This window comes from Methylobacillus arboreus (assembly GCF_020532725.1).
GTDB classification, from domain to species: Bacteria; Pseudomonadota; Gammaproteobacteria; order Burkholderiales; family Methylophilaceae; genus Methylobacillus; species Methylobacillus arboreus.
On record NZ_JAJAVC010000011.1, the window covers coordinates 118,823 to 137,306 of the forward strand.

Annotated in this window: 18 protein-coding genes and 1 CRISPR repeat array (1 of these 19 only partly in view); of the genes, 7 read left to right on the forward strand and 11 right to left on the reverse strand. The window is 52.1% G+C overall.

Translation table 11 applies throughout. The features are described from left to right. Window positions 1-159: 159 nt before the first annotated feature. Together rsfS and panD are read right to left on the reverse strand one after the other, a co-directional pair. Entirely contained in the window at window positions 160-519 is a 360-nt protein-coding gene (gene rsfS / locus LG198_RS11575) for a ribosome silencing factor (protein WP_230343340.1), read from the reverse strand. Next, on the reverse strand, window positions 519-899 hold the full coding sequence (gene panD / locus LG198_RS11580) for an aspartate 1-decarboxylase (protein WP_230343341.1): 381 nt from the start codon (window positions 897-899) through the stop codon (window positions 519-521). Before panD ends, rsfS begins: the two co-directional genes overlap by 1 nt. A gap of 96 nt (window positions 900-995) precedes the next feature. Between panD and LG198_RS11585 the strand changes: the two genes are divergently transcribed. The 4 genes from LG198_RS11585 (at window position 996) to LG198_RS11600 (ending at window position 4,331) form a co-directional block, all read left to right on the forward strand. Beyond that, window positions 996-2,738 carry a DUF4153 domain-containing protein gene (locus LG198_RS11585; RefSeq protein WP_230343342.1) on the forward strand — a complete coding sequence of 581 codons (1,743 nt, stop codon included), beginning with the start codon at window positions 996-998 and terminating at the stop codon, window positions 2,736-2,738. Window positions 2,739-2,806: 68 nt separating this feature from the next. Next, window positions 2,807-3,652 carry a KPN_02809 family neutral zinc metallopeptidase gene (gene ypfJ / locus LG198_RS11590; RefSeq protein WP_230343343.1) on the forward strand — a complete coding sequence of 282 codons (846 nt, stop codon included), beginning with the start codon at window positions 2,807-2,809 and terminating at the stop codon, window positions 3,650-3,652. Window positions 3,653-3,750: 98 nt separating this feature from the next. Beyond that, the gene (locus LG198_RS11595; protein WP_230343344.1) at window positions 3,751-4,026 is read left to right on the forward strand and encodes a YlcI/YnfO family protein; all 276 of its coding nucleotides are present in this window, start codon (window positions 3,751-3,753) and stop codon (window positions 4,024-4,026) included. After that, a complete protein-coding gene (locus tag LG198_RS11600) occupies window positions 4,023-4,331 on the forward strand; it encodes a type II toxin-antitoxin system RelE/ParE family toxin (RefSeq protein ID WP_230343345.1) in 309 nt (102 codons plus the stop codon). Before LG198_RS11595 ends, LG198_RS11600 begins: the two co-directional genes overlap by 4 nt. A 74-nt stretch (window positions 4,332-4,405) precedes the next feature. Here the strand turns inward: LG198_RS11600 and LG198_RS11605 are convergent, their stop codons facing one another. From LG198_RS11605 to pcnB, 9 genes are all read right to left on the reverse strand, one after another. Further along, window positions 4,406-4,552, reverse strand: coding sequence for a hypothetical protein (locus LG198_RS11605; protein ID WP_230343346.1), 147 nt, complete (start codon window positions 4,550-4,552; stop codon window positions 4,406-4,408). 81 nt (window positions 4,553-4,633) lie between these two features. Continuing rightward, window positions 4,634-7,138 (reverse strand): TonB-dependent siderophore receptor, encoded by a 2,505-nt coding sequence (locus LG198_RS11610; RefSeq protein ID WP_230343347.1) that lies wholly within the window; start codon window positions 7,136-7,138, stop codon window positions 4,634-4,636. A 98-nt stretch (window positions 7,139-7,236) separates the two neighbouring features. Next, window positions 7,237-8,094, reverse strand: coding sequence for a FecR family protein (locus LG198_RS11615; protein WP_230343348.1), 858 nt, complete (start codon window positions 8,092-8,094; stop codon window positions 7,237-7,239). After that, entirely contained in the window at window positions 8,081-8,590 is a 510-nt protein-coding gene (locus LG198_RS11620) for an RNA polymerase sigma factor (protein WP_230343349.1), read from the reverse strand. The genes LG198_RS11615 and LG198_RS11620 overlap by 14 nt, the downstream gene beginning before the upstream one ends. A 90-nt stretch (window positions 8,591-8,680) precedes the next feature. After that, window positions 8,681-9,523, reverse strand: coding sequence for a pantoate--beta-alanine ligase (gene panC, locus LG198_RS11625; RefSeq protein WP_230343350.1), 843 nt, complete (start codon window positions 9,521-9,523; stop codon window positions 8,681-8,683). A 4-nt stretch (window positions 9,524-9,527) separates the two neighbouring features. Further along, the gene (gene panB, locus LG198_RS11630; RefSeq protein WP_230343351.1) at window positions 9,528-10,316 is read right to left on the reverse strand and encodes a 3-methyl-2-oxobutanoate hydroxymethyltransferase; all 789 of its coding nucleotides are present in this window, start codon (window positions 10,314-10,316) and stop codon (window positions 9,528-9,530) included. Between the two features lie 13 nt (window positions 10,317-10,329). Beyond that, complete coding sequence (locus tag LG198_RS11635) at window positions 10,330-10,977, reverse strand: deoxynucleoside kinase (RefSeq protein WP_230343352.1); 648 nt, start codon at window positions 10,975-10,977, stop codon at window positions 10,330-10,332. Next, window positions 10,974-11,468, reverse strand: coding sequence for a 2-amino-4-hydroxy-6-hydroxymethyldihydropteridine diphosphokinase (gene folK, locus LG198_RS11640; protein WP_230343353.1), 495 nt, complete (start codon window positions 11,466-11,468; stop codon window positions 10,974-10,976). Before folK ends, LG198_RS11635 begins: the two co-directional genes overlap by 4 nt. After that, window positions 11,469-12,824, reverse strand: coding sequence for a polynucleotide adenylyltransferase PcnB (gene pcnB, locus LG198_RS11645; RefSeq protein ID WP_230343354.1), 1,356 nt, complete (start codon window positions 12,822-12,824; stop codon window positions 11,469-11,471). 249 nt (window positions 12,825-13,073) lie between these two features. Here pcnB and cas9 point away from each other — a divergent pair, with 249 nt between their 5' ends. From cas9 to cas2, 3 genes are read left to right on the forward strand one after another with little or no spacing between them, the layout of a single operon-like run. After that, window positions 13,074-16,544, forward strand: coding sequence for a type II CRISPR RNA-guided endonuclease Cas9 (gene cas9 / locus LG198_RS11650; protein ID WP_230343355.1), 3,471 nt, complete (start codon window positions 13,074-13,076; stop codon window positions 16,542-16,544). Next, window positions 16,531-17,445 (forward strand): type II CRISPR-associated endonuclease Cas1, encoded by a 915-nt coding sequence (cas1, locus tag LG198_RS11655; RefSeq protein ID WP_230343356.1) that lies wholly within the window; start codon window positions 16,531-16,533, stop codon window positions 17,443-17,445. The genes cas9 and cas1 overlap by 14 nt, the downstream gene beginning before the upstream one ends. 3 nt (window positions 17,446-17,448) lie before the next feature. Then, window positions 17,449-17,781 (forward strand): CRISPR-associated endonuclease Cas2, encoded by a 333-nt coding sequence (cas2, locus tag LG198_RS11660; RefSeq protein WP_230343357.1) that lies wholly within the window; start codon window positions 17,449-17,451, stop codon window positions 17,779-17,781. Window positions 17,782-17,842: 61 nt separating this feature from the next. Next, window positions 17,843-18,484: a CRISPR direct-repeat array (repeat unit 37 nt; unit sequence ATTGTAAGTCATCCGGGGTGAGAGAGGGAGCTACAAC); it runs 802 nt beyond the window's last position.

The following is an 18,484-nucleotide window of genomic DNA, read 5'->3' on the forward strand; positions in this document are numbered from 1 at the left end:
CTGTTAATACTAATCAAGGGGATCGCGTTGGAGCGAGAAAAGGCCGTCCGCGGCGTTACCAATGCTCGCAAGGCACCCAGCCTTGCTGTGCTTGGCGTCTTGCGCCCAACCTTTTCTCGCTCCAACGCGATCCCCTTGATTAGTATTAACAGGCCCTGGCTACTCCGTGGCTTTGATGTGGCCTCGGCGGCTTTCAGCCTCACCCCAGAGTTGCTCCAGGTTATAGTAGGCGCGGGTGGCAGGCACCATGACGTGAACGACGATGTCTCCGAGGTCGACCAGCACCCATTCGCCTTCTTTCTCGCCTTCTGTGCCTTGAATGTTGGCACCTTTTTCCTTGAGCTTTTCGCGCACATTGTCGGCAACCGCCTTGGCCTGGCGCGTGGAATTGGCGCTGGCAACAATCATGTAATTGGTCATGGAGGTGAGCTTGCGCACATCCATGACGGTAATATCAAAGGCTTTGATATCTTCCAGCGCGTCGACGACGGCCAGTTTCATTTCTTCTAGATCTAGCATTAGGCGGCTTGTACCGGGATGTGCTGGCGTTGGTCCTTGATGCGGTTTTCAGCATCGACATACACCAGTTGGGGTTTGAATTGGGCGAGTTCGACTTCGCTATAGCCAGCGTAGGTCGCAATAATCAACAGGTCGCCAGGGCTTGCCTTACGCGCAGCAGCCCCATTGACCGAAATTGTGCCGGAATTGCGCTGGGCGCGGATGGCGTAGGTCGTGAAACGTTCACCGTTATTGATATTGTAGATGTCGATTTGCTGGTATTCGCGGATGTCCGCTGCTTCCAGCAATGCTTCATCAATGGCGCAGGATCCCTCATAGTCCAGCTCCGAGTGCGTTACACGCACGCGATGTAGCTTGGATTTGAGCATAGTTCTTTGCATGGCCTACCAATTGTAATGTAAAAATAAGACCGGCTATTATAGTGTAAACAATACGCTGAATAAATGAAGTTTTACTGCCGGGAGCGAGATAAGGTCATGAATAGACAGGAGCGAAGCTGGATTATTGCCTGGGCAACCCTGCAAGGGGTCGGCTTGTGGCTGCTGCACGAGTGGCTCCTGAGACTCGCGGCGCCGGGGCAGTATTTCAGCCTGATCTGGCCTTTGTATGTATTGATTCTCACCTTGCCGCTCAGCCAGATGGTGCTCTCCGGCTATCGTCAGCAGAAGCGCTTGTGGTGGATGGCGTCTGGATTTTCTCTGCTGATGGCTGGTGCCGCGGCTTATGTCGGCCACCAGGCATGGGTTGCGGATTTGCCCTTCAGCAAAACCGGGGAGCTTGGTTTTACGCTGGGCGTCATTACTGCGGCAAGCTGGTTCGTCTTGCTCCCGTTTGCCGAACACAGGTTGAGACTGAATAGCTGGTTCAGCGATTACTCACTGCTGTTTTCCGCCGCTTGGCGCAATCTGGTCAAGCTGCTGCTGGCCGCCGTGTTTGCCGGCTTGTTCTGGGCATTGTTGTTCCTGCTCGCGGGCCTGTTCAAGGTGCTCAATGTCAATTTCCTCATGGGCCTGTTCACCAGCAGGATATTTGCCTATCCAGTCACCGCCATTGCCTTCGGGATAGGGCTCTCCCTTTACGCGGCAAAGGAGGAGGCATTGGTGGGGATTTACCGTGCTAGCCTGAATATCCTGGGCTGGTTGCTGCCTGTCGTGAGCTTTATCCTCATCTTGTTCCTGCTGGCTTTGCCATTTCAGGGCCTGGCCTTGCTCTGGAAAACGGGCTATGCCACCAGCCTGATGCTGTGCTTGTTGGCATGGACAGTGTTCCTGTTCAATGCCGCCTGGCAGGATGCTTCGGGAGAGCAGCGTTTCCCCAAGTGGCTGTTGCGGTTTATCGGTGTCGGCCTGCTGGCAATGCCGGTTTATACCGGCCTGTGCGCCTACTCCCTCGCCTTGCGGGTCGCGCAATATGGTTGGACGATAGATCGCATCTGGGCCGCTTTGGCGATTATGACCATGGCTATTTATGCGCTGGGTTACGCTTTTGTCGTGATCAGGCGGCAGGCCATATGGATGGCAGGCGCAAGACAGGTCAATATTGCAGCCGCCCTGTTCACGGTGGCGTTGCTGATACTGACCGTGACGCCAGTGCTTGATCCCGCCAGGATTGCTGTTGGCAGCCAGGTTGCCAGGTTAATGGATGGACTCACACCAGTCAGCGATTTCGATTTTGAATATCTACGCCTTCAAGGTGGACGATATGGGAATCAGGTATTGCAGGACCTGAGTAAAAACAACGACCATGCCAATGCCGATCTGGTCAGGCAAAAAGCCGAAGCTGCGTTGAGGGTGAAATACCGTACTTTCCATGACAAGGGGCGTGGGCTGTTAACGCGTGAGCAGCTGTCCGGCCATCTGGCCCCATATCCTCACGGGGTTGAGCTTGATGCCGAATTTGTTGATTTACTGCTGGAGCAACGCAATGCCGGGAGCATTTATCTCAACTGCAGTGCCAAGAAACCCTGTCCGGTATTGTCGGTTGATTTGAATGCTGATGGTGAAAATGAACTGGTATTGCTGGATGGTTACCAGAGCCGGATATTCAGTCTTGATAATGGGAAATGGCGTGTTGCTGGGCGGCTGCAAGGTCAGCGCTCAAACTGGCTGACGCAAAAAGACGTAACGGGAGCGCTTGATCAGTTAGGCTTTTCCATCAAGCCTTCGCAGTGGCAGGATCTGTGGATTGGTGATATGAAGTACGAAGTATTGGAGGAGTAGGTAACAGTCTTAAGGGCCTGTTCAACATCTTTTTGTGTTGGGGGTGAGTATTCAGGGAGAAATCGATCATGAAATGGGATGGATTAAGGCGTTCGGGCAACGTGGAAGACAGGCGCGGGCGCGGCGGCAAGGGCGGCCTCGGCCTGGGCGCCGTGCTTGTGGCGCTGGTGGCTAGCTGGATATTCGGCGTGAATCCGCTGACTATCCTCGGCTTGCTCGACCGCGCCAATGCGCCGGCAACGCAACAGGGCACGGCGCCGCCCGCAGACGATAGGCAAGCCATGTTTGTGTCCGCGGTGCTGGCGAACACCGAGGACGTGTGGGGCAAGCTGTTCAGCGAAGCGGACCGGACCTACCAGGAACCCAGGCTGGTGCTGTTCGGCGGCGGCACCAACACCACGCAGACCGGTTGCGGCGTAGGGCAGAGCGCCATGGGGCCGTTCTATTGCTCCCTGGACAATACCGTCTATATCGACCTCGGCTTCTATGAAACGCTGGAAAGGCAGCTCGGCGCGCCGGGTGAGTTCGCGCGGGCCTACGTGATCGCGCACGAGGTGGGGCACCACGTGCAGAACCTGCTTGGCGTGCTTCCCAAGGTGGATCAATTGCGCGCCCGCGCCAGCGAAGCGGAGGCCAACCGGCTTTCCGTATTGCAGGAGCTGCAGGCCGATTGCCTGGCGGGCGTATGGGCGCACCATGCCGACGCACAGTACCGCATCATGGAAACCGGGGATATCGAATCCGCGTTGAACGCGGCCGCGCAGATTGGCGATGACAATCTGCAAAAGCGCGGGCAGGGTTACGTGGTGCCGGAAAGCTTCACCCATGGCAGCAGTGCGCAGCGTATGCAATGGTTTAATACAGGTTATAAAGGCGGGAAGGTGGAAGCCTGCGATACTTTCAGCAAGGGATAATGACGAGTGTCAGGATTTTGCTGGCTTTGATAGAGCCGGGTAGCCTTTATAAATTGCTCATGTTATGATGCATCGCAATTGCAACGCAAAGGGCTGGAATGAAAACCGCATCTTTTCCCTCTCTGCGGGTTGACCCGCAATTGCGCCAGGAAACCGAAAGTGTCCTGCTCGAAGGCGAAACCTTGTCGCAATTCATGGAAAACGCCGTGCGCAGCCAGGTTGCCCTGCGCAAGGCCAATATCGAATTTCTGGCTCGAGGCCTCGCATCCCGTGACAATGCCCGCCAGGCTGGCCGTTATGTGGATGCTGACACTGTGCTTGGCAAACTGCAGGCACGTTTGCAGTCCGCAAAGGACCAGCACGGCGGGAAATGAGTTATAGCGTCCGTTTTACTGAAGAGGCTGAGATCGACCTATTGCGCCTATATGACCACCTCATCGAGTGCAGTCCACATGACATTGGTCCCGCAGAGCGTGCGTTGGAAAGTATTGCGCTGGCAGTTGAATCGCTGAAGCGGTTTCCATTCAACTGTCGTAAGGTAACTGCCGAAAATCCTTACTTGCGTGAATTGATCATCTCTTTCGGTTCATCCGGCTACGTGGCGCTATTCGAGATTGAGCCCGGTGAAATCGTGACTATCCTTGCCGTGCGACATCAGAGGGAATCGGATTACCATTAATTGCAACAAAACTCTACTGAATAACCAATGGGAAAAAGCCGGCAACTGCCGGCTTTTTCTTTGTGACTAGTCGCTCAACGTCCAGGCGCCGGTCTGTCGCCGCCCTGTCCTCGCTCGGAGTTACCCGGGCCTCCGCCAGGGCCGCCATGCGGGCCGAAGCCACAGCAGCCGCCAAGCAGCATGGCGGAAATGACGATTAACAGAAAGCTTTTGCGTAACATGCTGGTTCCTTTAATGCGATTGCGGTACGCCAGATTGTAGAGGCTTGGGCACGTCTTGGTTGTTAATCGAGGTAAATTGCTCTAGAAAGTCCCACGCAGTGTCAGCATCATGCTGCGTGGCACACCATAAAAGTTATTGCCATTCGTGTCATATACCGTTTGGTGATAGCGTTTGTCGAAAGCGTTGTTAATATTTAATGCTGCAGCCCAATGTTCATCGAACTTATACTCAGCAAATGCATTCCAGATGGCTCTGCCTGATGCCATGAAGTCATAGGGTACTGTTGGCCCATCAAAGGCACCTGTGCCTGATAATCCGCCTGTAGGATTCCACGTATTGACTGAGCCACTACGATACGAACTAGATTGCGCTTGGACGCCACCTCCCACTCGAAGTGAGGACAGGGAGCCACTCAGTTGATAGCTGCTCCACAATTTCAACATGTGTTTCGGTGTGTAGCTGGCATATCGATTGCCAGCATCAGTTCCATATTCTGTTGTATTGTCATCGTAGGTATAGCCAGCATTGATCTGCCAGTTATGAGTCAATGCCCCGCTTATCTCAAGTTCTAGGCCTTGAGATAAAAACTTGCCATCTCCGGCATAGCAACAGTTGCGGCCTGGTAGAGAAAAGCTGGGATCGCCATTAAGATAGACTGCGTAGTTCTTTCTAAGGCTGCGATAGATAGCAACACTGGAATTCAAGTGTCCATTAAAGTGTTCCCCCTTGAGTCCAATTTCCCAACTACGTCCAGTGGTAGGATTCAGCGCCTGTTGTGATGCATTGAAATATCGACTTTGATCTTCATAGCTCTCTGTCATTGAAATGTAACTAGTCCACTCCGTTGTTAGATTCCACATCAGTGCGTAATAAGGTGTGAAAATCCCACTAGTGTCCTGAACCTTGTCATAAGCAGCTCGATGAGTTAGATCATAATTAAAGCCATTACTCCAAGCTTTAAAGCTAGCATAGCGGCCACCCAATATAAGTTTTATATCTTTAATGAGTTCAAATTGTCCGTATGCATACAACCCAGATTGCTGGTATTTGCTTGCGTTTTCCCACGAAGGTACATAGTTATAAGACACTATATTGTCTTCATCAAAATCTGAATAACTGATATCTCGAGTGACAGCAATTCCTGTAGGGGCTGTATAAACCAAGCTGTGTTGTTTCGCTTTGCTTTGATCAAAACCAATGGCAAGTTTATGTTGACGTTCAAAGAGTGAGAATATGCCAGTCAGGTTTATATCAAATGCCTGAACCTCGCTTTTCCAGGAAACATGACCTGATGAGGCTTTGCTCAGTAGTGTGCTGGGGTCGACTGCTCCATTGTAATAAGGAACCCAGCTCTCCCCATCGTTCTTAGTATCAGAAATGCCTGTTTTCAATTTCCAGTTATCTCCTAATTTTTGTTCTAACGTGGCGAAATAGTTTTCAGTATCTAGATCGCGTTTTGCCCAGCTGGGATAGCCTGTGCTGCGGCTGATCTTCAATGCCTCACCGGTGGTGTAGCGTGGAAATCCAGGAGGTAAATCTGGAGCGCCATGTGAAGTATCCTTGCTAGCGCCAACGCTGAGCAAAGTGTTGGGGGTTAAATCGGCATCGACAATGCCGTAGACCATAGTTTTGCGACTATTGGCGCTCTCATAGAAATGATCACTTGTGTTGCGTGCTGCTACGAGGCGTCCGCGAATATTTCCTGTTTCGGTCAACGGACTACTCAGGTCGAATTCGCCCGCATAGTTATTCCAGGAGCCGCCCGATAGTGCGGTCTTAATCTGCAGTTCATTTGTAGGGTGCTTACGAACCAGATTGATGCTGCCGGAAGGTTGTCCATTGCCGGAGAACAATGCATCTGGGCCTCTCAGCAACTGCACACTGTCAAATTTGGCCATCCCAGTGTTGGTGCCACCCCCTCGCGCATCCCCGTCGGTCATGCTGCGCGTAGAAATGCTCAGTCCATCAGCCATAATGTTATCCAAGCGGTTGCCGCGTGAGAAGAACTGATTTTCCTCTCGATTTAATGTGCCGACTGAGCTGGTGACTCCGGGTAATTGGATGATAGCGTCATAGAAATTCAGCATACGCTGGTCATCCAACTGCTGCCGAGTGATCACTGAAATTGATCGCGGAGTTTCCCTGAGCGACTCTCCCATTTTGCCACCTACTGTGGCCTGTTGCACGGTATATAAGCCGGTGTTTTCTGTCAGGTTATTATTAGTATTATCTTTGCTTACTGTTACATTGACCTCGGGTAAGCGTGAGTCTTTCTGTGGCTCGGCCGTGATGATGAAGCTGTTGTCTCCCTTGTCCTGGATGGTCAGGCCAGAGCCTGCCAGCAGTTTCTCCAGCGCTTCGCGGGCGGTGTATTCGCCCTTGAGGACTGGGCTGGTCTTGCCGTTAACCAGGCGGCTGGCAAGCAGTACTTGCACATTTGCTTGCTTGGCGATGCGGTTAACGGCTTGTTCCAGCGGTTCTGCCGGGATGTCGAATGACAGCTTGCCTGTATCTGCATGGACGTATGTGGCCAATAGCAGGCCGACGGCGATGGCAGCCTGCTTGAGTGAGTGGTGATGTGACACGGTAAAACTCCCCTTCTGTAAAACGATTTTAATGACCTACAGGGAGTTAGCCGTTTGGCAGGAGACTTGCCCCAACCTGGGAATGAGAATTTTTTTGATTATTTTTCGCTAATCAGCAAACTGCCATCTTTTTGCTGCGTTACCTTGACCGGCAGGATATCCGGCAGCAGTTGCAGTAGCTTGTCGCTATTGTCGATGGCGAATACGCCGGAGAACCGGAGTTTGCCCAGCGCCGCGGATTGCAGGCGGATAGGCTCACGGCGGTAGCGCTGGATTTCCGCGATGGCCTGGCTGAGTGGTGTTTGCTCGAACACCAGTTTACCGTCGCGCCAGGCGAAGCTGCTAACAGGGTTAATGTCATGTGCGGGTTGCAAGGCGCCGTCTGCCGACATGGTGATCTGCTGGTTGGCGGTGAGTATGCTGCGCATATAGCCGCTGGCCGACTTGCTCGTGACCTGCACCTTGCCTTCTTCCACGGTGATGGTGACATGGCCGGGATGGCGGTAGACATCGAACACAGTGCCAACTACCTTAATGTTTGCTGTGCCCGCCGCCACTATGAATGGTCGGTACGTGGCCTTGGATACATTGAACAATGCCTGGCCTTGGTGCAATGCAAGCCGGCGCGAGCGCAGGTGCCAGGAAACCTCAAGTTGCGTATCGGTGTTGAGCGTGAGCTTGCTGCCGTCCGCCAGCGCAATTTCGCCACGCTGCCCGATGACGGTGGCATGTTGCTCGCTCCTGTAAGCCGGGTCCAGCCAGAGCACGCCAGCGGCAACAAGCGCGACAAACAACGTTGCATTCGTGGCGGTTTTTTTCTTGCGCGGTTTTTTGAGTTCCGGCAGCGGGAAAAGCTCTTTCAGCGTTTCGCGGTGCTGCTTAATGACATCTTCCGCGTTGGCTTTGTCCTTGTCGGAAGACGATGTCCGCTGCTTCATGGCTTCAGTCGCGTCCAAGTTGCTTTTTGCAGGCAGCCAGGCCCAGCCGGGTGTGGCGCTCCACCATTTTGACGGAAATGCCGAGTTGCGCGGCAACTTCGGATTGGGGCAAGCCATGAACCTTGTGCATGATGAACACCTGTTTGCAGCGCGGCGGCAGGTTTTCGATGGCTTGGGCGAGCAGTTGCACTTCGCGCTGGGCATCCAGAGTAGCAGCATGATCGGGAATGCTGGCGTTGTCCGGCAACTCGGCCATGGATTCGATCAAGCGCTTGCGCACGTTCTCTGAGCGGCATTCATTGACGGCCATGTTGTGCGAGATGCGCTTGAGCAGGGCAATCGGCTGCCTGGCTTCGATTGCTGGTTTTTCCAGAAGGTGAACACAGACGTCATGCACGATCTCACGCGCAAACAATTTGCAGCCAAAGCGCCGCCGGACGTAATCCACCAAGTCGTCATAATGACGGGTGAGAGAGGCAATCAGCGAGGGCGGTGAAGTGGATGACTCTTGCATGGGATCGAGGCAGCAGGCTGGTTTTGCGCGATGGTTGAATGACAATTGCATATTCTAGTCGAGAATGCTTGCCATTCACAAATGCCGGAGTTATGCGCTGATGCTGAACTCGATGTTGTCGATGAGCCGGGTTCTGCCTTGCCTGGCTGCCGCGAGGGCGACCAGGTCACTATCCTGTGGTGTGGCAGGCGCCAGCGTGGCTGCAGAGCGAATAGAAATATAGTCGACAATCCAGCCAAGCTGGGTGAGGTATTGGCTGCTTTGCGTTTCAATCGCGGAGTAATCGCGGTTGCCTTTCTGCACATTCTCTACAATCAGTTGCAATGTGCGGTAGAGGCGCTGGGCTTCGAGTCTCTGACTGGCATTGAGATAGCCATTGCGCGAGCTTAAGGCCAGTCCACTTGCTTCACGCTGGGTTTCACCTGCCACAATCTCAATGGGCAGGTTGAACTGGCGCACTAGTTCGCGAATGATGAACAGTTGCTGGAAATCCTTTTTGCCGAAGACGGCAACACTAGGCCGCACGATATTGAAGAGCTTCATGACCACAGTTGCCACGCCATCGAAATGGCCGGGCCGGGCTGCGCCGCAAAGCTCGTTGGCAATCGGCGGAGCGCTGATGCGCATGGTTTGCTCGGCAGGGTATATTTCGCTGGCGGATGGCGTGAAGACAATATCCGCGCCTGCCGCGTCCAGTTTTTCGCAGTCTGCCTCTAGCGTGCGCGGGTAGCTGGCCAGGTCTTCATTGGCACCAAATTGCAGTGGGTTGACGAAGATGCTGGCTACTACGCATTGTCCTTTCTCACGTGCCAGCTTCACCAGGTGGATATGTCCGGCATGCAGGTTGCCCATGGTGGGCACGAACGCAATATAGTTTTCCTGTGCCAGGCGCGCGCGCAGGCTGGCGATGTCAGAGATGGTTTCCAGTGCCATATTCCTACTCGAAGCTGTGCTCAACTGCCGGGAAGGTTTGTGCCTTGACTGCGGCGACATAGTCGGTAATTGCCTGTTCTATGTTGGCGGCGCCTTGCATGAAGTTGCGCACGAAGCGCGGTGACTTGCCTGCATAAATGCCCAGCATGTCCTGCACCACCAACACCTGGCCGTCACAATATTTGCCGGCGCCAATGCCGATGACAGGGATGTGGACGGCCTGGCTCACAGCCGCTGCGAGAGCGGCGGGCACCATTTCCAGCACCAGCATGCCTGAGCCTGCCTGCGCCAGGGCTTTTGCGTCCTCAAGCAATCGGCGGGCTGTGGCTTCATCCTTGGCCTGCACGCGATAACCGCCAAGCTGGTGTACGGATTGCGGCGTGAGCCCCAAATGGCCGCAAACGGGAATGCCACGCTCTACCAGAAAGCGCACGGTATCCAGCATGATGGCGCCGCCTTCGATTTTCACCATTTGCGCACCGGCTGCCATGAGCAGGGCCGCATTCTCGAATGCCTGTTCCGGGGTTTTTTGATAGCTGCCGAATGGCATATCGGTGACGATAAAGGCATTTTTAGCGCCATTGGCGACACATCGGGTGTGGTATTCCATATCTCGCAAAGATACTGGCAGCGTGCTGCTGTGGCCCTGAATCGTCATGCCCAGCGAATCGCCCACCAGCAACACTTCCACGCCTGCCTTGTCGGATAGCGCGGCAAAGCTGGCGTCATAACTGGTCAGCACGGCGATTTTTTCGCCCTGTGCCTTCATCTGCTGCAATGCCAGGAGGTTCATATTGAGCAGGCTCCTATTCCAGGTTGGGGTTGAAGAACTCGCGGCGGCTGCGGATCTGCATGATGCGTTCCAGCAGCATATTCATTGCGGCGTCTTTTTCCGTGATGTCGAGTTTTTCATTATTGACGATAAGTACCGGCGCGCCATCATACTGGTGGAAGAAATTGCTGTACGCATCCGAGAGCCGCGCAAGGTATTCGCGCGGAATTTCCTGTTCATAAGCAGTGCCGCGCTGATTCACCCGTTCATGCAGCGTATCCACGGAGGACTGCAGGTAGATCACGAGATCGGGAGTAGGCACCTGCACATGCAAGTGCTTGTACATCTGGCGATAGAGCGCATATTCCTCATCATTGAGGTTCATTTGCGCAAACAGCGGATCTTTTTCCAGGAAAAAGTCGGCAATTGTCGCATGGTTGAACATATCGCGCTGGCTGAGGTCTCGGATCTGCTCCACACGCTGGAACAAAAAGAACATCTGCGTGGGCAGGGCATAGCGCGGCGCATCTTGGTAAAACTTGGGCAGGAAAGGGTTGGCGCCGGCGTTTTCCAGCAGCAGGTTGACGGGAAACAAGTCGGCCAGCTTGCGCGCCAGCGTGGTCTTGCCGCTGCCGATCGGGCCTTCAATGACGATGTAGTGAAAACGGTCAAAAATACTCATGCGCTGGGTTCTTCCAGTAAAACAACGCCCTGGTCTATACAGTGTTGCGCGAGGTTGGCAACCAGGCCATGGCCTGGAATTTCCAGGTCCGGGGCAATTTCTGCCAAGGGCAACAGGACAAATCCGCGCTCATGCATGCGTGGGTGCGGCAGGGTCAGTTCAACCGAGTTGACGGACAACTGATCATACAGCAGCAGGTCAAGGTCGAGCACGCGCGGCGCATTGGGGAAGGGGCGCTCGCGCCCATGCAGGTTTTCCAGGTGCAGGATCGCGCGCAAAAGCGCAAGCGGACTCAGGCTGGTTTCAACCTCGGCAACGGCATTGATGAAATCCGGCTGGTTATCGTAGCCCACCGGTGCTGTGCGGTACAGCGAGGAGCGGCGGATCAGCCGGGTATCCGCCAATGTATTTAGTTCTGCAAAAGCACGGGTAACCTCATCGGCAGGGTCACGCAGGTTGCTGCCCAGGGCTATAAAAGCACGGTGCGTCATTTATTCGGAGGTCGGTGAAGGTTTCTTCGGGCTGCGGCGACGCTTGCGTTTGCGAGGCGTGGTGTCAGGCAGCAGCATGGCCTGGCGTCTTTCGCCATCCGCATTGGCAAATTCCGTCCACCACTGGCCGATTTCGGCGGGCAGTTCACCTGATTCGCAGCGCAATAGCAGAAAGTCGTAAGCAGCACGGTAGCGTGGGTTTTCCAGCAAGCTGTAGGGGCGTCTACCCGCGCGGATTTCAAAGCGTGGCTGCAAACCCCAGATTTCGCGCATGGTGGCGCTGAAGCGTTTGTGAATCGCCATTTTCTCGGCCTGCAGGTCACAGACTTCATCCATTGCCATATGCAATGCCGGAATAGGCTTGTTGCCTTGCTGCTCGTACTTTTTCCAGGCCAGCAGCACCTCATGCCAGAGCAGGGTGGCAAACAGGAAACCCGGAGAAACAGGTTTGTCCGCCAGTACGCGTTCATCGGTGTTCCTAAGGGCAAGCTTGACGAAACGCTCGCCCATTGGTTGTTCCAGCACTACATCCAGCAGCGGCAGCAAGCCATGATGCAGGCCATGCTGACGCAAGGCGCTTGCGCTTTCCAGGGCATGGCCCGAGAGGAACAGCTTGAGCATCTCGTCAAACAGGCGCGAAGGCGGCACGTCGTGCAATAAATCAGCAAGCTCGGATATTGGCTTTTCCGTATCAGGCGCAATCTTAAGGCCAAGCTTGGCAGAAAGCCGCACCGCGCGCAGCATGCGCACCGGGTCTTCACGGTAGCGCGTCAACGGGTCGCCGATCATGCGCAATACCCCCGCCTGAAGGTCGGCTACCCCATGGTGAAAGTCCAGTACTTCCTCGCTGGCCGGGTCGTAATAGAGCGCATTGGCAGTAAAGTCACGGCGCACGGCATCCTCTTCCTGGTTGCCGAATACGTTGTCGCGCAAGATACGGCCGCTGTCGGCGACCTTGGAGTCCCCAGTTTCATTCAAGTGGCTGCCACGGAAAGTGGAGACCTCAATGGTCTCATCACCGAACATCACATGCACCAGGCGGAAACGCCGCCCAATAATGCGCGAGCGGCGGAAAATACGGTTCACCTGCTCAGGCGTGGCATTGGTCGCTACGTCAAAATCCTTGGGACGTTGCTTGAGCAAAAGGTCACGCACCGCGCCACCCACAATAAAGGCCTCGAACCCTGCCTTCTGCAAGCCTTCAGTGGTCTTGATCGCCGCGTTGCTGATGAGCTTGCGGTCAATACCATGCACCTTGGCAGAAATGCGTGCGGTTTTGCCCGGAGAAGCGGCTTTATTGGAAGGGGCGGGTTTTTTTGAGGATGTAAAAACGCGTTGCAGCAGTTTTTTGATCATTAGAGGTAGAGCCTGAGCATCTAGTTGGGTATCAGAATGTAGGAATTATATCGTATGTCGCCTTTATAGGTTCATCCGTCATTGTTCAGGATGAGTATGCAACGTGGATGATTTTGGTTATATTCATGATTAAAAATAGAAAGCCCGGCGTATTGCTACGCCGGGCGGATACGAACAATTAAGTTCTTATTGTAGCAACGGCTCTCACCCCGGATGACTACAACAGCGGAAATGATAGGGGAATTCATCGTGAACAACAATAAAAATTTCGGCCAATTGACCTTTGGTTTTGATATTGGCATTGCCTCTGTTGGCTGGGCCGTCTTGAATGAACGGCGGATTGTGGATTTGGGAGTACGGGCTTTTGATAAAGCCGAGACGGCGAAAGAAGGCGAATCCCTTAATCTAGCAAGACGCACTGCACGCTTGATGCGTCGTCGTTTACGACGTAGAGCATGGCGATTAACTAAAGTGGCACGCCTCCTGAAAAGGCATGGCTTAATTAACGATGTCACGATATTCAAGCCTGAGCATCCTTTTACTTTTTCATTATGGGAGCTGCGTAAACAGGCATTGGATCGTCCACTGAATGCAGAGGAGTGGGCACGTGTCATTTATCACTTATGCAAGCACCGTGGTTTTCACTGGGTGAGTAAGGCCGAAGAGAAAAAAGCCGAGGCAGATACCTCGGGTGAGGGCGGCAAGGTGAAGCAGGGGCTTGCCGCAACCGCCAGGTTGATGAAAGAAAAAGGCTATCGTACCGCTGCTGAGATGGTGCTGGCGGAGTTTCCGCAAGCACAACGGAATAAACAGGGCGAATACAGCAAAGCCTTGAGCCGTTCTCTATTGAGCGAGGAGTTCTCCACGCTGTTTGCTGTCCAGCGGGCATTTAATAATCCCCATGCTAGCCTTGAGTTAGAAAGCAAATTGCTAGATCGAAAAACGGGATTGTTTTGGGCGCAGAAGCCTGCTTTGTCTGGTGAAAAGTTGCTTGAAATGTTGGGCTATTGTACTTTTGAGCGAAAGAAAATGACCGGCGAGAAAGACGAATACCGTGCACCCAAAGCCAGCTTTTCCGCCGAGCGCCATGTCTGGCTGACGCGACTCAACAATTTGCGCGTGGTGATGGATGGTGTTACCCGCCCGCTCAGTCAGGAAGAGCGACAATTTGTTTTGCCGCTGCCATACAACCAGGCAAGTGATCTTAGCTACAAACAACTCAAAGCTGCGCTGGTGAAGCAAGGCTTCTGGTCAGAAGCTGTACGCTTCACTGGATTAAGCTATCCGAGTCAGAATCAGGTAAAGGATGGCAAAGCCAAAGATCCAGAATCTGCCACGTTGGTAAAAATCCCCGCTTTTCAAGAGCTGCGCAAAGCATTGAAAGAGGCAGGTTTGGAAACTGAATGGCAAGGCATGGTTAACGCTGCCATGTCTGGTGATGCTAGTTTGCTGGATCAAATTGCATGGGTATTAAGTATCTATAAAGATGACGACGAAGTTGAGCGTGAGTTGAAAGCGCTGAGTTTGCCTAGTAAAACCAATATGGTTGATGTCTTACAAAACATACGATTTGATAAGTTCAGTAATTTATCTCTCAAAGCCTTACGCAATATTGTTCCGCATATGGAGCGTGGCTTGCGTTATGACGAAGCCTGCATCAAGGCAGGATATCACCACAGTCAACTCGTCAAGCCAGACGATGAAAAACTACACTATCTGCCGCCGTTTTATAGTGCCCGCGATAAAACAGGCAAGCTGATTTGCAATGAAAATATTGATGTTCCGCGTAATCCGGTGGTGCTTCGTGCATTGAATCAGGCACGCAAGGTGATGAACGCCCTGATTAAAAAGTATGGGTCTCCACACCAGGTTAATATTGAGATGGCGCGAGACTTATCCAGGCCTTTTGATGAGCGCCGCAAAATAAAGGATGCACAGGAAGAGTTCAGGGATCGCAATAAAATTTCCCGCGATAAATTTAATGAAACATTTAATACTGCGGGTGACTTAAAAGGTCGTGATTTTGAGAAATGGCAGTTGTATGAGGAGCAGGAATGCAAATGTGCTTACTCACGAGAACCGCTAGATATACATAGGCTGTTTGAAATGGGCTATGTGGAAATTGATCATGCTCTGCCATATTCTCGCAGTTTTGATGACAGCAAAAATAATCGCGTGCTGGTATTGGCAAGAGAAAACCGCAACAAAGGCAATCTGACGCCTTACGAATATCTTGATGGCAAAAATAACAGTGAGCGCTGGCATCAATTTGAAGTGTCTGTGAATACCAATAAAGCTTATCGCCAAGCCAAGCGCAGTCGGTTGTTGCGTAAGGAATTTGGTGAAAAAGAGTCTGCTGAGTTTCGTGATCGTAATCTCAACGACACCCGATATATTTGCCGTTTTTTCAAAAACTATGTCGAGCAGTTTCTGCGGTTGGCTGAAACGAGTGAATCCAAGCGATGCATAGTCCTGAGTGGGCAAATGACAGCCTTTTTGCGCGCGCGATGGGGGCTAACCAAAGTGCGAACCGATAGCGATCGCCATCATGCATTGGATGCGGCCGTGGTGGCGGCTTGCAGCCATGGCATGGTGAAGCGCTTGTCTGATTATTCACGCCGCAAAGAATTGGAAAAAGTTAGTGAAGGTTTTATTGATGTGACAACAGGTGAAGTCGCCAACATTGCAATGGATCGACAGTTGAAAGAACACTTTCCAGACCCTTGGCCACATTTCAGGCGGGAGCTGGAGGCAAGACGGTTGGTGGATGATTTGCCATTGATGAAAGCCGAATTGGCGAATCTGGGCACTTACTCAGAGGAGGAGTTGGATAGTGTTAAGCCCTTGTTTGTCTCGCGTGCTCCGCAGCGGCGTAACAGTGGGGCAGCCCATAAGGAAACTATTTATGGCCAGACTGAGCGCCTGAAAAAGACAGGGAGCGTGACACAGAAAGTGGCTGTGGCTAGCATGTCTCTCAAAGATCTTGGTGAGGTGATTGATGGCGAGCGTGTGAATTGTAAGCTCATAGATCCGCATCGCAACGAAAAACTCTACGCTGCCATCGCTATTTGGCTGCAAGGCAAAGACGACCGTGAAAAACGTGCGAAAGAGATAGAAGCTGGCGCTGGGCGCGGTAAAGAAAAGCGAGCCCTCACCGTAGATGAAAAGGCTGAAATTGAACGCCTACGAGCATTACCTCGCAAACCCATGAACGACGGTTCGATTGGCCCCATAGTGCGTACTGTCACGATGGTGATTGATAAATTGTCTGGTATCTCTATTCGTCATGGTGTTGCTAAAAATGACACCATGCTGCGAGTAGATGTATTTACCAAAGCCAATAAATTTCACTTGGTGCCTGTGTATGTGCATCATGCTGTTGCAAAGCACTTACCTAGCCGGGCAATTGTGGCATTTAAAGATGAGGATGAGTGGACTCTGATTGATGAGAGTTTTGCATTTTGTTTTTCGCTGTATCCGAATGACTTTGTTAAGATTTCACAAAAAGGAAAATCTCCAGTTAGTGGATATTACAGTAGTTGTCATCGAGGTACTGGAAATCTCAATATCTGGTCGCACGATCGAAATCAAGAAATAGGTAAAGGTGGGATTATTGAAGGTATAGGTGTTAAAACTGCATTATCAATTGAAAAGTTCAATGTTGATGTCCTCGGTAATATATACCCCGTATTGAAAGAAGAGCGACGTGGTCTGGCGTAGCGTTGTTATCTCCCAGCCTGCCAAGCTCAAACGCGAGCATTTTTCGCTCGTGATTGAGCAACAACAATCTGCCCGAATACCATTTGAAGATATAGCAGTGATCGTGCTCAATAACCGTGAGATTACGATTACACATCCTGTTCTATCTGCTTGTGGTGAATATGGTATCGGGCTTTATTCTACTGGCGATAATCATCAGCCCAATGGCGTGTTTCTGCCATTTCTAAGCCATAGTCGTGCCACGCGCATGATGCGGTTTCAGTTAAGTATTGATAGGCCGCAAGCTAAGCGAGCCTGGGCGGAGATTGTAAAAGTCAAAATCAGAAATCAGGCGAAATGCTTGAAGCTTCTCAAGCGAGGTGATGTTGAGCGCCTTGAGTCTTACGCTAACCGTGTGCGATCAGGCGATTCTGAAAATATGGAAGCGCAGGCCAGTAGCTATTACTTTCCTCAGATATTTGGTGCTGGTTTTCATCGCGCTAAAGATTGCTGGATAAATGCAGCACTGGATTATGGTTATGCGATTATTCGGGGTGCTGTCACGCGCGCACTGGTGGCACATGGTTTTCAGCCCAATATTGGGCTGTTTCATCGCAGCGAGCAAAATGCTTTCAACCTAGCTGATGATCTCATTGAGCCTTATCGTGCTTTGGTGGATTTGCACGTATTCCAGAACATTAATCCTCATGCGCTGCCAGAGGCTGATTTAACGCCCACTGATAAAGTGGCGCTGGTAGGGTTACTCAATGTGGATGTACAAATGCCACGTGGCAATATGAGCGTACTTTCTAGCATCGAGCAAGCAACTGAGTCTTTAGTGCGATTGTTTGATGGAGCTAATGAAAGTGCCTTGGAGTTGCCTACTCTAATAGGCTTGCGCCAGCATGTCTTTGAAATGTAAGTCATGAGCGGGGAGACACGACGATATATGCGCATGCTCGTGTTTTTTGATCTGCCTGTAGTGACTAAAGCCGAGCGCAGGGCTTATACCGTGTTTCGCCGTTATTTGCTAAATGACGGCTTTGATATGATTCAGTTTTCTGTATATGGTCGTATTTTGAATGGGCGAGATGCAGAAGCAAAACATATGCAGCGCCTAGTATCCAATCTTCCCCCTGATGGCTCTGTCCGCGTATTAACCGTGACAGAGAAACAATATGCCAGCATGAAGCTGCTGGTTGGTCTGCCGCTTTTTCAGGAAAAAGCGATCAAGGCCAGTCAAATGATTTTGTTTTAACAGCCTTTTGAAAATAAAAAGCCCCGCCCAGTTTTGCTGGGTGGGGCTTAGGTGAGAGCCTATTGTAAGTCATCCGGGGTGAGAGAGGGAGCTACAACCAATCCAACGCTGAGGGATATCATGACACTATTGTAAGTCATCCGGGGTGAGAGAGGGAGCTACAACAGCAAGGTGGCAAGACCCACTCAATAGAGTATTGTAAGTCATCCGGGGTGAGAGAGGGAGCTACAACCTACATCTGATTTACTAGGCATTATGCCTGATTGTAAGTCATCCGGGGTGAGAGAGGGAGCTACAACACTGCATACGGATTACCTACTACCTCGGTAATTGTAAGTCATCCGGGGTGAGAGAGGGAGCTACAACCGTATTGACGACCCTCGCAAGCTGCAAGAAATTGTAAGTCATCCGGGGTGAGAGAGGGAGCTACAACCTGTACAGGGCAGTATCGATAACGTCAGCAATTGTAAGTCATCCGGGGTGAGAGAGGGAGCTACAACTCTAATGTAGTTGCCATGATAGTCCTAACGATTGTAAGTCATCCGGGGTGAGAGAGGGAGCTACAACCGAATCCTCGCAGGTAGTTCTCAAGAGCAGATTGTAAGTCATCCGGGGTGAGAGAGGGAGCTACAACTCCTGCGCCTCGTGAGAGGTGAAGACATAAATTGTAAGTCATCCGGGGTGAGAGAGGGAGCTACAACCG